This window comes from Ramlibacter agri, from assembly GCF_012927085.1.
In the GTDB taxonomy this organism is placed as follows: domain Bacteria; phylum Pseudomonadota; class Gammaproteobacteria; order Burkholderiales; family Burkholderiaceae_C; genus Ramlibacter; species Ramlibacter agri.
This window is the reverse complement of the sequence record NZ_JABBFX010000001.1, coordinates 1,940,155-1,955,016: the sequence shown is the minus strand read 5'-3', so window position 1 is coordinate 1,955,016 and position 14,862 is coordinate 1,940,155. Positions and strand designations below refer to the sequence as shown.

The 14,862-nt window shown below is 70.0% G+C and carries 13 protein-coding genes; 1 reads left to right on the top strand and 12 read right to left on the bottom strand.

Annotation, left to right across the window (positions count from 1 at the left end; genetic code table 11):
- The first annotated feature begins 167 nt into the window (after positions 1–167).
- Entirely contained in the window at positions 168–3,035 is a 2,868-nt protein-coding gene (locus HHL11_RS09460) for an FAD-binding and (Fe-S)-binding domain-containing protein (RefSeq protein ID WP_169419976.1), read from the top strand.
- A 23-nt stretch (positions 3,036–3,058) separates the two neighbouring features.
- Here the strand turns inward: HHL11_RS09460 and HHL11_RS09455 are convergent, their stop codons facing one another.
- From HHL11_RS09455 to HHL11_RS09400, 12 genes are read right to left on the bottom strand one after another with little or no spacing between them, the layout of a single operon-like run.
- Entirely contained in the window at positions 3,059–4,045 is a 987-nt protein-coding gene (locus HHL11_RS09455) for an SDR family oxidoreductase (protein ID WP_169418144.1), read from the bottom strand.
- The gene (locus HHL11_RS09450) at positions 4,042–4,368 is read right to left on the bottom strand and encodes a cytochrome C oxidase subunit IV family protein (protein WP_169418143.1); all 327 of its coding nucleotides are present in this window, start codon (positions 4,366–4,368) and stop codon (positions 4,042–4,044) included. Before HHL11_RS09450 ends, HHL11_RS09455 begins: the two co-directional genes overlap by 4 nt.
- Entirely contained in the window at positions 4,365–4,955 is a 591-nt protein-coding gene (locus HHL11_RS09445; protein ID WP_169418142.1) for a cytochrome c oxidase subunit 3, read from the bottom strand. The genes HHL11_RS09450 and HHL11_RS09445 overlap by 4 nt, the downstream gene beginning before the upstream one ends.
- Positions 4,952–6,547, bottom strand: a complete 1,596-nt coding sequence (gene ctaD, locus HHL11_RS09440) for a cytochrome c oxidase subunit I (RefSeq protein ID WP_240980037.1) — start codon at positions 6,545–6,547, stop codon at positions 4,952–4,954. Before ctaD ends, HHL11_RS09445 begins: the two co-directional genes overlap by 4 nt.
- Positions 6,544–7,479 (bottom strand): cytochrome c oxidase subunit II, encoded by a 936-nt coding sequence (gene coxB, locus HHL11_RS09435; RefSeq protein WP_169418140.1) that lies wholly within the window; start codon positions 7,477–7,479, stop codon positions 6,544–6,546. The genes ctaD and coxB overlap by 4 nt, the downstream gene beginning before the upstream one ends.
- Entirely contained in the window at positions 7,476–8,297 is an 822-nt protein-coding gene (locus HHL11_RS09430) for an SCO family protein (protein ID WP_169418139.1), read from the bottom strand. Before HHL11_RS09430 ends, coxB begins: the two co-directional genes overlap by 4 nt.
- The gene (locus tag HHL11_RS09425) at positions 8,294–8,635 is read right to left on the bottom strand and encodes a hypothetical protein (RefSeq protein ID WP_169418138.1); all 342 of its coding nucleotides are present in this window, start codon (positions 8,633–8,635) and stop codon (positions 8,294–8,296) included. Before HHL11_RS09425 ends, HHL11_RS09430 begins: the two co-directional genes overlap by 4 nt.
- Entirely contained in the window at positions 8,622–9,626 is a 1,005-nt protein-coding gene (locus tag HHL11_RS09420) for a hypothetical protein (protein WP_205964234.1), read from the bottom strand. Before HHL11_RS09420 ends, HHL11_RS09425 begins: the two co-directional genes overlap by 14 nt.
- Complete coding sequence (locus tag HHL11_RS09415; protein ID WP_342593194.1) at positions 9,623–10,228, bottom strand: c-type cytochrome; 606 nt, start codon at positions 10,226–10,228, stop codon at positions 9,623–9,625. Before HHL11_RS09415 ends, HHL11_RS09420 begins: the two co-directional genes overlap by 4 nt.
- The gene (locus tag HHL11_RS09410) at positions 10,225–10,761 is read right to left on the bottom strand and encodes a DUF3341 domain-containing protein (protein ID WP_342593193.1); all 537 of its coding nucleotides are present in this window, start codon (positions 10,759–10,761) and stop codon (positions 10,225–10,227) included. The genes HHL11_RS09415 and HHL11_RS09410 overlap by 4 nt, the downstream gene beginning before the upstream one ends.
- On the bottom strand, positions 10,758–12,122 hold the full coding sequence (nrfD, locus tag HHL11_RS09405; RefSeq protein ID WP_169418137.1) for an NrfD/PsrC family molybdoenzyme membrane anchor subunit: 1,365 nt from the start codon (positions 12,120–12,122) through the stop codon (positions 10,758–10,760). Before nrfD ends, HHL11_RS09410 begins: the two co-directional genes overlap by 4 nt.
- Positions 12,119–14,860 carry a 4Fe-4S dicluster domain-containing protein gene (locus tag HHL11_RS09400; RefSeq protein WP_169418136.1) on the bottom strand — a complete coding sequence of 914 codons (2,742 nt, stop codon included), beginning with the start codon at positions 14,858–14,860 and terminating at the stop codon, positions 12,119–12,121. The genes nrfD and HHL11_RS09400 overlap by 4 nt, the downstream gene beginning before the upstream one ends.
- Positions 14,861–14,862: the final 2 nt, after the last annotated feature.

Below are 14,862 nucleotides of genomic sequence, written 5' to 3'. Positions count from 1 at the left end.
CCGTGCCCGCCTTTTACTGCCGGGCCGCCCCGCTGTCCATCGATCGGATTGCCTAAGCTCCCTTTCACATTTGCACAAATGAGTCGCGCAAGGCCGAGAACGACCTGCGTTCCGCCCTGCTCCAACCCGTGGGCCCACGGCGCCCGGGAGGAATCGTTGTGACCGACATGAGCGGGCCCGGCGCGGCCATCGACGTGGCTGCGCTGGAACAGGCGCTGCGCCGCACCGTGCAAGGCGAAGTACGCTTCGACGATGGCAGCCGCGCCTTGTACGCGGCCGATGCGTCCAACTACCGGCAGGTGCCTATCGGCGTCGTGCTCCCGGAGACAGTGGAGGACGTGGTCGCCACCGTCGCGGCCTGCCGCCAGTTCGGCGCGCCGGTGCTGCCGCGCGGCGGCGGCACCAGCCTCTGCGGGCAGTGCTGCAACGTGGCCGTGGTGCTGGACTTCTCCAAGTACATGCACCGGGTGCTCGCCATCGACCCGCAGGCGCGCACGGCGCGCGTGCAGCCCGGCGTGGTGCTCGACGACCTGCGCGACCAGGCGAAGGAGCATGGGCTCACCTTCGCGCCCGATCCCGCCACCCACACGCACAACACGCTGGGCGGCATGATCGGCAACAACTCCTGCGGCCCGCATTCGGTGATGGGTGGCGAGACCGTGCACAACGTGATCGCGCTGCAGGTGCTCACCTACGACGGCCTGCTGCTGACCCTGGACGCCACCGCCGAGGCTCGCATGCAGGCGGCCGGCGGCCGCGCGGCCGAGATCGCGAGCCAGTTGAAGGCGCTGGGCGCGCGCCATGCCGCTGCGATCCGCGAACGCTTCCCGCCGATCCCGCGCCGCGTCTCCGGCTACAACCTGCCGGCCCTGCTGCCGGAGAGCTTCGACCTGGCCAAGGCCGTGGTGGGCAGCGAAGGCACTTGCGTCATCGTGCTCGAAGCCACGCTGCGCCTGCTGCCCGACCCGAAGTCGCGCACGCTGCTGGTACTGGGCTACCCCAGCGTCTACGAAGCGGCCGACCACATCCCCGAGGTGATGGAAGCCGGGCCGATCGCCGTCGAAGGCATGGACGACCGGCTGGTGCAGGACATGAAGCGCACGCACCTGCATCCGCAGGACGTGAAGCTGCTGCCCAAGGGCGGCGGCTGGCTGCTGGTGGAGTTCGGCGGCGACACGCGCGAGGAAGCCGACGCCAAGGCGAGGAAGTTGATGGACAAGCTGCGCGGCAAGGACGACGCCCCGGAGATGGAGATCATCGACGACGCCGGCAAGGAGAAACAAATCTGGCGCGTGCGCGAAGCCGGCCTGGGCGCGACCGCCCACGTGCCCGAACAGCCCATCACCTGGGAGGGCTGGGAGGATTCCTCGGTGCCGCCGGCGAAGCTGGGCGAATACCTGCGCAAGCTGCGCGCACTGTTCGACCGCTACGGCTATGGCTGCGACCTGTATGGCCACTTCGGCCAGGGTTGCGTGCACACGCGCATCGACTTCGACCTGGAGACGGCCGACGGCATCGCCAAGTTCCGCCGCTTCCTGCACGAGGCCGCGGAGCTGGTGGTGAGCCTGGGCGGCTCGATCTCGGGCGAGCATGGCGACGGCCAGTCCAAGGCGGAACTGCTGCCCATCATGTTCGGGCCGGACCTGATAGCCGCCTTCGAGGAGTTCAAGGCCATCTGGGATCCGCAGGGCCGCATGAACCCAGGCAAGATCGTGCGCGCCTTCCGCGCCGACGAGAACCTGCGCATCGGCCCCACCTACCGCCCGGAGCCGGTGGAAACCGTCATGCACTTCGCCGCCGACAGCGGCGACTTCGGCCGCACCCTGCTGCGCTGCGTGGGCGTAGGCGAGTGCCGCAAGAAGAAGGGCAGCATGTGCCCCAGCTACATGGCCACGGGCGAGGAGATGCATTCCACGCGGGGCCGCGCCCACCTGCTGTTCGAGATGCTCAATGGCGGGCGCCAGGGCGGCATCCTCAAGCAGGGCTGGCGCGAGCCGGCCGTGAAGGAGGCGCTGGACCTGTGCCTGTCCTGCAAGGGCTGCAAGGCCGAATGCCCGGTGCACGTGGACATGGCGGCGTACAAGGCGGAGTTCCTCTCGCACTACTACGAGCACCACGCGCGGCCGCTGTCGGCCAAGGTGTTCGCGTACATCGACCGCTGGGCGCGGCTGGGCGCGCATGCGCCGGGGCTGGCGAACGCGCTGGCGAACACCTCGCTGGCGCGCCGGCTGGCGAACGTGGCGCCGCAGCGCCGGATGCCGCGCCTGGCCGCGCGCACTTTCCGCGCGGGCTTCCGGCCGCAGGCGGGTTGCGGCGCCGGCGCGGTGCTGCTGTGGCCCGACACCTTCAACAACCACTTCCATCCGCAGGTGCTGGATGCGGCGGTGCAGGTGCTGCGCCGCGCCGGCCATGAAGTGCGGCTGCCGCCGGCCGGCCTGTGCTGCGGCCGGCCCCTGTACGAAGCCGGCTTGCTGGACGAAGCGCGCGCCTACCTGAAGCGCATCGTCGAGGCGCTGGGCGACGACCTGCGCGCCGGCACGCCCATCGTGCTGCTGGAGCCGGCCTGCCAGTCGGTGCTGCAGGAGGAACTGCCGATGATGCTGCCGCACGACGAGCAAGCGAAGCGCCTGCGCATGCAGTCGCTGCTGCTGCCGGATTTCCTGCAGAAGCATGCGCCCGGGCTCGAGCTGAACCCGCCAGCGTCCAAGGCGCTGGTGCATGGGCATTGCCACCACAAGGGCGTGCTGGGCATGGATGCGGAGCTCTCCTTGCTGCGCGATCGCCTGAAGCTGGAACTGGACGTGCCGGACAGCGGCTGCTGCGGGATGGCGGGCTCGTTCGGCTTCGATAACGACAAGTACGAGGTGTCGATCGCCTGCGGCGAGCGGGTGCTGTTGCCGGCGGTGCGCTCCGCCGAATCAGGCACGCTCGTGATCGCGGATGGCTTCAGCTGCCGCGAGCAGATCTCGCAATGCACCGAGCGGGAGCCGATGCACCTGGCGGAAGTCTTGGCTCGCGCCTTGCCTCCACGCTGAAAACGGGCGCCATGTGGGGCGCCTCACCGTGAACGGCGCCAGGCGCGTGCCACCAACAACGCCGCCACGAAACCGCCCACCACCCACCCGCGGTTCAGGTTCACGGTCACCTGCGTACTCTGGCCATGCGCCTGCGCATCGAAGCGCCCATGCGCCCCGTGGTCGCCCGGCACCGGCTCCCACAAATTGTCCTTCCGGTCCGGCGGCAAGGGTTCGTCCGTGTGCTGCCCATCGACCGCCGTCTTGCCGAGAAAGCGATCGAGCAGGCCCGGAAAGAGCTTCGTCCCCAGGATCGCCTGCACCGCCGGCCAGCCCACCCACAGCTCGCGCCGCTTGTGCGTCGCCGCGTAGTACACGGCACGGGCCGCCACTTCCGGCTGGAAGATCTTGCCCATGGGACGGGGCCGCTTCTTCAAGGTCGTGCGGCCCCAGTCGAACTGCGGCGTGTTGAAGGCCGACAGCTGCACCATCGTGATGTGCACGCCGCTCCCGTCGTGGTCCAGTTCGCAGCGGACGGAATCGGTGAAGCCGCGGATCGCCGCCTTCGCCGCGCAATACGGCGCCTGCAGCGGAATCGAGCGATACGCCAGCGCCGACCCCACCTGCACGATGGTCCCGCGATTGCGCGGCTTCATCCGCCGCAGCGCGGCCAGCGTGCCCCACACCGCGCCCAGGTAGGTCACCTCCGTGGCGCGACGCCAGTCGGCCGGCGCGATCTGGTCGGCGGGCGCGAAGATGGTCGCCATCGCGTCGTTGACCCACACGTCGATGCTGCCGCCCCAGGCCTCCACGGCCGCGGCGGCCGCTTCCACCTGGTGCTCGTCGGCGACGTCCGTGGGCAACACCAGTGCCTCGCCGCCCAGGCTTTCGACGTCGGCCTTCGCGCCTTCCAGCCCGTCCACGCCGCGCGCGAGCAGCGCCACGCGCCAGCCATGCGACGCGAACTCGCGCGCGATCGCGCGGCCGATGCCCGCCGACGCACCCGTCACCACGACCACGGGAGCGCTCATCGGCCGTTCCCCTGGAAAGTGGCCGGCGCATGCGGCCGGGTCGCGTAGTCGACGCCGCTCAGGCCCACCATCACCAGCCACAGGCCGAGCGCGAACGCGGCCGCCAGCCGCACCGCCATCTGCTCGCGCAGCAGGCCCATGAAGATGGCGATCACCAGCGCCGCCTTCACCGTCGCGATGGCGAGGCCCGCCACCAGGTTGCCGGTGCCCAGCGGCACGAAGGCCGTGGCGAGGCTGGTGAACATCAGCACCAGCAGCGCGACCCACGCGAACACGAGCCGGCGCAGGTGCGCGCGGAACGCCTTGTCCTTGTCCTGGTTCACGACGCCCTCCCCACGAGGTACAGCAAGGGATACAGGAAGATCCAGACGATGTCGACGAAGTGCCAGTACAGCGCGCCGACCTCGACGTGCGTGGCTTCGCGCGCGCCGCGTCCGGCCAGCGTGCCGACGACGACCAGCCCGGCCAGCATGTGCACGGTGTGCACGCCGGTCAGCAGGAAATAGAGCAGGAAGAACAGTTCGGCGCCGGGCGCATGCAGCGCGAAGTCGGGTCCCGGCACCAGGTGCTCGCCCCACTCCTTCCAGTATTCGAGGCCTTTGACGGCGAGAAAGGCCAGGCCCAGCACGAAGGTCACCCACAGCAGGCGCCGGCTCCAGCGCCGGTAGTCCTCCGCGCAGGCCACGGCCACCGCGATCACCGCACTGCTCGTGAGCAACAGCGCCGTGTTCAAGGTGCCCAGCACAACGTGCGTGTGGCTGCCGGCTTGCGCGAAGCCCTCGGGCCAGTGGCTGCGCGCATAGACATAGGCCAGCAGCAAGCCGCCGAAGAACAGGAACTCGGAAGCCAGGAACACCCACATGCCGAGACGCGGCGCCTCGCCCTGCTCGGACATGGTGACAGCGCTCATTGCGCCACCGCCCGCGGTGAAGTCGGGTCGTAGTCATACACGCGCTCGGGCAGCTGGGGCGGGTGCGTGAAGTTGTGCGTGGGCGGCGGCGAGCTCGTCTCCCATTCCAGGCCGCGCGCATCCCAAGGGTTGGCGCTGGCCCGCTGGCCGTAGCGCAGCGACCAGGCCAGGTAGAACAGCGGCAGCAAGTAGCCGATGGCCAGCACCACGGCGCCGGCCGAGGACAGCAGGTGCAGCACCTGGAACTGCGGCGGGTACTGGTGGTAGCGGCGCGGCATGCCGGCCACGCCCAGCAGGTACTGCGGGAAGAAGGTGAAGTTGAAGCCCAGGAAGATCAGCACCGCGGCGATGCGGGCCCACAGGTCCGGCACCAGCTTGCCCGTCACCTTGGGCCACCAGAAATGGAGAGCGCCGAAGTAGGCCATGACGGTGCCGCCGACCATGATGTAGTGGAAGTGCGAGACGACGAAGTAGGTGTCGGTCAGGTGCACGTCCAGCGCGAGCGAAGCGAGGAACAGCCCGGTCAGCCCGCCGATCATGAACAGGCCGACGAAGCCCAGCGCATAGAGCATGGGCGCCTCGAAGCGCAGCGAGCCCTTGTACAAGGTGGCCGTCCAGTTGAACACCTTGATCGCCGAGGGGATGGCCACCAGGAAGCTCAGGAGCGAGAACACCATGCTGGCCGCCATCGACTGGCCGCTGACGAACATGTGGTGGCCCCAGACCAGGAAGCCGATGCTGGCGATGCCCAGGATGGCATAGGCCATGAAGCGGTAGCCGAAGATGCGCTGGCGGGCGAAACAGGGAATGATCTCGCTGGCCACGCCCATGGCCGGCAGCACCATGATGTAGACGGCCGGATGCGAATAGAACCAGAACAGGTGCTGGAACAGGATGGGGTCGCCGCCCAGCGCCGGGTCGAACACGCCGATGTGCCACAGGCGCTCGGCCACCAGCAGCAAGGTGGTCATGGCCAGCACCGGCGTCGCCAGCACCAGGATCAGGCTGGTCGCGTAGATGGCCCAGATGAACAGCGGCAGCCGGAACCAGCCCATGCCCGGCATGCGCAGGTGGTGCACGGTGACGATGAAGTTCAGGCCGGTGAGGATGGACGAGAAGCCGGTGACGAACACGCCGAACAGCGTGAGCACCACGTAGCCGTTGGAGAACATCGTCGAATACGGCGTGTAGAAGGTCCAGCCGGTGTCGACGCCACCCGCGGCCAGCGCGCAGAGCACCAGCACGCCGCCGGCCACATACAGGTACCAGCTCAGGAGGTTCAGGCGCGGAAAGGCCAGGTCCTTCGCGCCGATCATCAGCGGCAGCAGGAAGTTGCCGAACACCGAGGGAATGGACGGGATCAGGAACAGCCAGACCATGATCACGCCATGCGCGGTGAACAGGCGGTTGTAGGTGTCGTGCGAAACCAGGTCGCCCGCCGGCGTCGCCAGCTCCAGCCGGATCAGCGTCGCCGCCGCCCCGCCGACGAAGAAGAACACCGAGATCGAGATCGCATACAGGATGGCGATGCGCTTGTGGTCCGTGCTCGTGAGCCAGGACTTGATCGTGTGGCCTTCGTCCAGGTAACTCATCGCGGTGCTCCCTGCGGTCCGCCGGTGGAACGGATCCATGCGACCAGCCCCTGGATGTCTTCTTCACTCACCTGCCCTGCGAAGGACGGCATCACCGGCGCGAAGCCGGCCACCACGTCCTTCTGCGGCAGCAGGATGGAGTCGCGGATGTAGTTCTCGTCGGCCACCAGCGTGCGGCCGTCCTGCAGGTGCACGGTGCGCCCGAGCAGGCCTTCCAGCGCCGGTGCGTGCACGGTCGATCCGGCCGCGTGGCAGCCGCTGCAACCGAGTTGGCGGAAACGCGCATAGCCGTACTGCGCCAGGCTGGGCTGCGAAGTTCCGGCCTGCAGCCAGCGGCCGAAGTCGGCCGGCGCCAGCACCACGATGCGGCCGATCATCTGCGAATGCGAGCTGCCGCAGTACTCCGAGCAGAACAAGGGGAACTCGCCCAGCTGCGTGGCCGTGAACCAGAGCGTGGTGTAGCGCCCCGGCACCACGTCCTGCTTGATGCGGAAGGCGGGCACGAAGAAGCTGTGGATCGCGTCCTGCGAACTCATGACCAGCTTCACCGGCTGCCCCAGCGGCACGTGCAGTTCGTTGATCTCGCGCTTGCCGTTGCGGTGCTGCAGCTTCCACATCCACTGCTTGGCCTCCACCGAGATGGGCAGCGCGTCCGCCGGCGGCCGGTACAGCTCGCTGAAATCATGCGCGGCCCAGGTGAAGATGACGATGAACAGCGCCAGCGGCACCAGCGTCCACGTGAGCTCGACACCCAGCTTGCGTCCCACCACGCCGCGGTCCACCTTCCGGTTGCCGGCGCGGTAGCGGATGCAGAAAAAGAGCAGCACGAAGCAGATGCCGATGGCCATCACGCCGCACAGCAGCAGCATGGCGCCGAACAGCAGGTCGGTGCTGCGCGCGATGCTGGAGGCTTCGGCCAGGGTGCTGTTCATGTCCGGCCCTCGCGCCGCTTCCAGCACCAGGCGGCCAGTGCCGCCGCGCCCGCCACGCCCAGCACGCGGGTCGTGTCCATCACCGCGGCGCTGTGACGGCCCGCTTGCGGCGAGTAGTGCGCGCACAGCAGCGCCAAGCGCTCGCTGATGCCGGCGATGCGGCCACCGGCGGCTTCGGCCAGCGCCACGCGCAGTTCCACCGGGTCGAAGTCGAGGCCGGGGAAATAGCGCGACACGCGCCCGTCCGGCGTCGCCACGACGACGGCGGCCGGATGCGCGAAGCGCGCGGGTTCGCCGGCGCGGTCGCTGCCCGAAGGTGCGAGCGCGGTGAAGTCGAAGCCGATGTCGCGTGCCAGCGCTTGCGTGGCAGCGGCGGCGCCGACCAGCAAGCTCAGGTCCAGCGGCGCGGCGGCCGGGGCGGCACCGAGCAGGAAGTCCGCATAGGCGAGGTCGAGCGCGCGCCGCTCCCGCGCCGCCTGCGGCGTGTCTTGCGGGTCGACACTGACGCGCACGATGCGGAAGCTGCGGCGATCGACCGCACCCTGTTGCAAAGCAGCGAGCAACGCATGCATCACCAACCCACACAGCTGCGGACAGCGGTAGTAGCCAGGCACCAGCAAGACCGCGCGGCGGCCGTCGAACCAGTCGCCCAGCTTGCGCGCGTGGCCGTCCTGGTCGGTGAAGGGCAAGGCCAGCGGCAAGGCCGCGCCGGGCAGTTGCTGCAATGGCGCGCGCGGCGGCGGCGGCGTGCCCAGGTCTTGCGGGCAAGCGGCGGCAGTCAGCGTGCTTCCTAAGGCGAGGAACAGGCGGCGCTTCACCGGCGCGCTCCTCGCTTCGGCGCAGCCGCCGAACGCTGCACCAGCAGGTCCATCGCGTCGGCGATCGGGATGTGCGCGATGCCTTGTCCCGGGTCGACCCAGCCGGCGCCATCGAGCCAGGCCTGCTTCTCGGCGCGGTAGGCGACCAGGTCCAGTTGCGGCGCGCTCTGCAAGGCCGGACCGCTGACGGTGGGCGGCGTCGGCCAGTCGGCGCCCGAAGGCGGCAGCCGCCAGTGCCGCAGCAGCAGGAACACGGCGCCCACGGCCAGCAACACGGACAGCGCGATCGCGCCGCCCGACAGCGCCACCGCCTTGACGTGCAGTTCACGCTTCGGCATGCAGCCTCCCGGGCAGGAACAGCAGCGCCGCACCCGCGAACAGCAGCGGCAGCAGCCACAGCGCATGCAGGTTCTCCGGCGCCACCGAGGGCACGATGGTCCAGGCCGCGTTCAGTGCCGATGCCACCAGCAGCAGCACCGCCACCCAGCGCAGCCGCGCCGGATGGTCCTTCACCGCGCGCAGCAGCAGCGCCGAGAACGGGATCGCGAGCTGCAGCAGCACCAGCGCCAGCCCCGCCCAGCGCCAGCCGGTCTGCATGCGCGGCACGTACCAGGCGATCTCGCGCGGCAGGTTCTCGGCCCAGATGATCAGGAACTGCATGAAGGCGAGGTAAGCCCAGCTCATGGTCCACATCAGCAGCAGGTTGCCCAGGTCACGCCAGGGCGCGGGCCGCGGCCCGACGCTGGCCGCGAGCGTGCCCAGTGCCGCACCGGCCAGCGCCTGCTGCGACAGCGAGACCAGCCCGAAGGCCGTGCTGTACCAGCGGGGCAGCAGCGACATCAGCAGGTCCACCGCGCCCAGCGTGCCGACCACCGCATACGCCAGCAGCGAGGCCGCGGCGCGGCCCTTGCGCGGGTCGCGCAGCCCGCGCGCCAGCCACCAGCAGGCCAGCGCGTACACCACCAGCCGGCCGAAGAAGAAGGGCTGCGACAGCCACAGGCCGGGGAAGCCGGGATGCGCGACTTCATGCAGCCAGCTGCGGTCGGTGGCCCAGGGATAGAGCAGCGGCACGCCCAGCAGCACCGGCACCAGCGCGAGCAGCAGCCAGGGCAGCCTCGACGCGAGCCGCGGCGCCAGCTGCGCGAAGGCTTCGCCCCAGGCGCCGCCGGTCAGGCGATACATCCAGGCGTTCACCCAGCAACCGAGGACCAGACCCAGGCACCACCACCAGGCGCTCAACCAGCCGGCCAGGAACAGGCGGGGCGCGAGCCGCCACCCGGCGATCGAAAGCAGCAGCAAGACGGCACCGAGCAAGGTCCAGCGCTTCATCGCTTCGCTCCCGAGGCCGCGAGCTTCGCCTGCACGGCAGGCGGCAGCTCCGCCACCGGCGCATGCTGGCTCAGTTGCAGCGCGCGCACATAGGCCACGATCGCCCAGCGGTCCTGCGGGTCCACGCGGTCGGCGTACGAGGGCATGATGCCGTAGCCCTGGCTGATGACGTCGTAGAAGTGGCGGTCGGGCGCGTCGCGCAGCCGCTGCTGGTGATACGAAGGCGGCGCCGGGAAACCGCGCCGCACCACCGGGCCGTCGCCATCGCCCAGTGCACTATGGCAAGGCAGGCAATAGATCGCATAGCGGTCCTGGCCGCGCTGCAGCAGCACGGGCGTCACTGGCGGCAGCCGCGTCGCGTTCTCGGCGGCCATGCGCGCGAGCACTTCGTCGTGCCCGCCATGGCCGCTGCTGACGGCCGCCGCATCGCCCATGCGCGTGGGCATGCTGCCGGGCGGCGGCGGCCGGTCCGCGCGGCCATCGGCAAACATCGCGCTGCCCTCGCCCGGCTCCCAATGCCCCTGGTGGTACATGCCTTGCATCTGCCGCTCGCAGCCGGCGAGGGCGAGGAGAGAAAGCAGGAGACAAGTCCGGCTGTTCACGCCGCCACCTCCACGCACAGCAAGGGCTGCAAGCCCCGCAGGAAATCCTCCGCCTTCTCCCGATCGAACACAGGTTCGTCTGCCCGCAGGCACAGGAAGAAGCGGTTGCGCATGGCCAGGTCGAAGTCCGGCGCGGCGAACAGCGGATGGCGCAGCCGCGGCAGGCCGCTGCCCACCAGCATCGCGATAACCGCGGCGAAGGCGCCGCCCAGCACGCCCATCTCGAAGGTGATGGGCACGAACATCGGCCAGCTGTTCAAGGGCCGCCCGCCGACGTTGACCGGGAAGTCGACCACGGCCGCATACCACTGCAGGAAGTAGCCGCCGATGCCGCCCGCCAGCGCGCCCAGCAGCGTGAACAGCGGAACCCGGCTGCCCGTGAAGCCCACCGCCTCGGCCAGCCCTTCCACCGCGAAGGGCGAGTAGGCCTCGGCACGCCGGTAGCCGGCCGCATGCGCCGCGCGCGCCGCGGCCAGCAGCGCATCGGCCGTCGCGAATTCGGCCATCAGGCCCCACAGCGCCGGCCGGCTCACTGGCCCTCCTCCGCGCTCTCGCGCACCAGCTCGCGCATCTCCGAGATCGAGATCACGGGCAGCAGCCGGATGAAGACCAGGAACAGCCAGACGAAGGTGCAGATCGAGCCGAGCAGGAACACCCAGTCCCAGGCCGTCGGGATGAAGAGGCCCCAGGCCGAGGGCATGAAGTCGCGGTGCGTGCTCTGCACCACGATGATCACGCGCTCCGTCCACATGCCCAGGTTCACCAGCAGGCTCAGCACGAACAGCAAGGGCACGTTGCGGCGGAAGCGCCGGAACCACAGGATCTGCGGGACCAGCACGTTGCACGTCATCATCATCCAGTAGAACGGCGCGTAAGCCCCGCCGAAGCGGTCCAGCGTCATCGCGATCTCGAACTCGTCGCCGCTGTAGAAGGACGTGAAGATCTCGCAGGCATAGCCGTAGGCCACCACCAGCCCGGTGGCCAGCAGCACCTTGGCCGCGTGGTCCAGGTGCACCGGCGTGATGAAGTCCTCCAGCCCGAAAGCGCGCCGCAACGGGATGGCCAGCGTGAGCACCATCGCGAAGCCGGAGAACAGCGCGCCGGCCACGAAGTACGGCGGGAAGATGGTCGAGTGGTAGCCCGGCGTGTTGCCGATGGCGAAGTCCAGCGACACCACCGAGTGCACCGACACCACCAGCGGCGTCGCGATGCCCGCCAGCAGCAGGTAGGCCGACTGGTGCCGCGCCCACTGGCGCGCCTCGCCGCGCCAGCCCAGCGCCGCCAGGCCGAAGGCGACCTGCTTGAAGCGGGTGTGCGCGCGGTCGCGCAAGGTCGCCAGGTCCGGCAGCAGCCCCATGTACCAGAACAGGAAGGACACGATGATGTAGGTGCCGATGGCGAAGAAGTCCCACACCAGCGGGCTGCGCCAGTTGGGCCACACGTTCATGTGGTTCGGGTAGGGCGCGATCCAGTAGAAGAACCAGGGCCGTCCCAGGTGCAGGATGGGGAACAGGCCCGCCATGCCGGCGGCGAACAAGGTCATCGCCTCGGCGAAGCGGTTGATCGAGGTCCGCCACTTCTGCCGCAGCAGCAGCAGGATGGCGGAGATGAAAGTGCCGGCATGGCCGATCCCGATCCACCACACGAAGTTGGCGATCGCAAAGCCCCAGGCCACCGGGATGTCGATGCCCCAGATGCCCGGCCCGCGCGCGAACAGGTAGCCCATGGCCCCAACGAACCCCACCGTGCCCGCCAGCGTGCCGAAGAAGGCCAGCAGCCAGGGCCAGCGCACCGGCCGCGTCAGCACCAGGTCGGCGATCTTGTCGCTGATGCTGGCGTAGCCCCAGCCGGCGCGCAGCACGCCGATGTCGCGCGAGACGGGCGGGCTGCTCACTTCTCCTCCCGCCGCACCCGCGCGAGATAGGTGGTGCGCGGCCGCGTGTTCAGCTCGCCCAGCAGCGCGTAGTGGCGCGGCGATTCACGCTGCTTCACCACGGTGCTGTCCTTGTCGTTCAGGTCGCCGAAGGAGATGGCGCGCGTCGGGCAGGCGGCCTGGCAGGCGGTGACCACCGCGGCCGCCGGCAGGCCGGTGGTCTGCTCGTGCTGGCGCGCGCGGGCGACGCGCTGCAGGCAATAGCTGCACTTTTCCATCACGCCGCGCGAACGCACGGTCACGTTGGGATTGCGCTGGCCTTTCAGCGACTCGTGCTGGTCGTCGCTGTACTGCAGGAAGTTGAAGCGCCGCACCTTGTACGGGCAGTTGTTGGAGCAGAAGCGGGTGCCGATGCAGCGGTTGTAGACCTGCACGTTCAGGCCTTCGGTGTCGTGCATGGTGGCGCCCACCGGGCAGACCAGCTCGCAAGGCGCGTCCTCGCAATGCATGCAGGGCACGGGCTGGAAGATGCTGCCGGCCACTTCCTCGGTGCGATAGTGGTCGACGCGGATCCAGTGCATGGCGTGGCCGCGCGCCACCTCCTCGCGCCCCACCACCGGGATGTTGTTCTCGGCCTGGCAGGCGGCGGTGCAGGCGTTGCAGCCGATGCAGGCATCGAGGTCGATCGTCATCGCCCAGGCCGCGCCTTCGCTCTTCGGCCGCTCCGGATAGAGCGATGCATGCCCAGGCTCGACGATGCGATCCGTGGGCAAGACGGTGCGCGCGAGGTCGCGGCCGTGCTGGTCCATCTCGTGCTGCGTCACCGAGAAGTCGTGCCGGTCTGCCAGCTTCTGCAATTGCAGCGGCGCGGTGGCCTCTCCTTTGGCGCGCAGCACGTAGCCATCGAAGCCGACGCCGTTGCCGACGTGGCCAGCCGCGGTCCGCCCGTAGCCCAAAGGTACCGTCATCACACCCTCGGCCTGGCCGGGCAGCACCCACACCGGCGCGTCGACATGCCCTTGCGCCGTCGTCGCGCGCACGCGGTCGCCGGTGCTCAGGCGATAGCTTGCTGCCGTGGCAGGGCCGATCAGGAGCGCGTTGTCCCAGGTCAGCTTGGTGAAGGGCCGCGGCAGTTCCTGCAGCCAGCCGTTGTTGGCATAGCGGCCGTCGGCCACCGAAGGATCGGCACTGAACAAGGCGACCAGCGCGGGCGCTTCGGGCGGCGTTGCCGCAAGCAGTTCGCCCATGCCCTTGCTGCGAAGCTTCAGCGGATGGGCCGGCGTGCTTTCCACGCAACCGAGCTGCAACGCCTCGCGCCAGCGCGCTTCGAAGTCCGCGTTCCAGAACGGGCGCCAATGCGCCTGCACCAGGGCATGGCCGTCGCGCACGTCGCCGCCGCCGGCCAGCGCCAGCACTTCGGCCAGCGAGCGCGTGTCGTACAGCGGCGCGATCGCCGGCTGCAGCAGCGTGACCGTGCCGTCGTGCGCCAGGGCATCGCCCCATTGCTCGTAGGCATGCGACAGCGGCAGGTGCCAGGTGGAAGAGCGCGCCGTCTCGTCGGTGTACAGGCCCAGGTGGATGCTGGCAGGCACGCGTCCCAGCGCCGCGGCGAACGAAGGCGATGCGTAGCAGGGGTTGGCGTCCAGGACCAGCAGCGTGTCGACCGCGCCCGCCTGCATCGCGTCGAGCAGCGCCGGCATCCGCCCGCTCTCGGGCGCCATCGCCATCGGCGCCAGCACGTCGACGCAGCGCGAGGCCAGCTGCTGGTGCATGCCATGCACCAGCGCGTGCGATGCGGGCGAGAGGCAGGCGCCCGGCACCAGCAGGCTGCCTGGCCCGGCGGCGCGCAAGGCCTGCAGCAGCGCGGCCTCGAAGCCCGCCGTCGGCGCGGCGCCGCCGGCCAGCGCCGTCGCCAGGCGCTGCACGAGCGCGTCGATCTGCGCCGGCGGCAGCGCGAGGCGCTGGTCGGCCCGCGCGCCGAACAGGCCGGGCGTGGCCTCCACCGCGAACAGGCGGGCCGCCTGCTGCGCTCCGGCGCGGCGCTGGTTGGACCAGTCGAGTGCTTGCCGCAGCGCGCCCGGGCCCTCGGTGAACGGATCCGAGCCCAGCGCCACGATGCAGCGCGCGCGATCCACGTGGCGCAGCGCCTGCACGGGCTGGCCGAAGGCAAGCTGCGCGCCCTGCTCCGCCGCCTCGTCGTGCAGCGGCGCGTACTGCGTCCAGCGCGCCTTGGGCCAGCGCTTCAGCAGCGCATCGATCTGGAAGCGCACCGTCGGTGAAGTGAGCGGCCCGGTCAGCAGGTGCAGGCCTTCGCCGGAGCGCGCCTGCAGGCGCTGCGCCATGCCTGACCAAGCGGTCTCGAAGGCCGACCAGCTCGACGCCGCGAGCGGCCCGCCGGGCGCGGTGCGCTGCAGCACTTCGCCGGAGCGGTCCGGGTCCCACAGCTCCAGCACCGAAGCCTGCATCCACGCATCCGTCGCGCCCAGGCTGGACGGATGCGCGGGACTGCCTTCGATCTTGATCGGCCGGCCGCCTTCGGTGCCTACGAGCACGCCCAATCCGTGCCCATCGCGCAGGCAGGCGCTGGCATAGAACAGCGGCAAGCCGGCCGCGCGCGCCTCGGGCATGTGGACCCAGGGATAGATGGTTTCGCGCGGCGGCCGGCTGCAGCCGGTGCCGCCCAGCGCCAGCGAAGCGGCCATCAGGCCCAGCGCGCGGCGCCGGTTCACTTTGGGGACGAACTGCAGGGGCTGTTCCATGG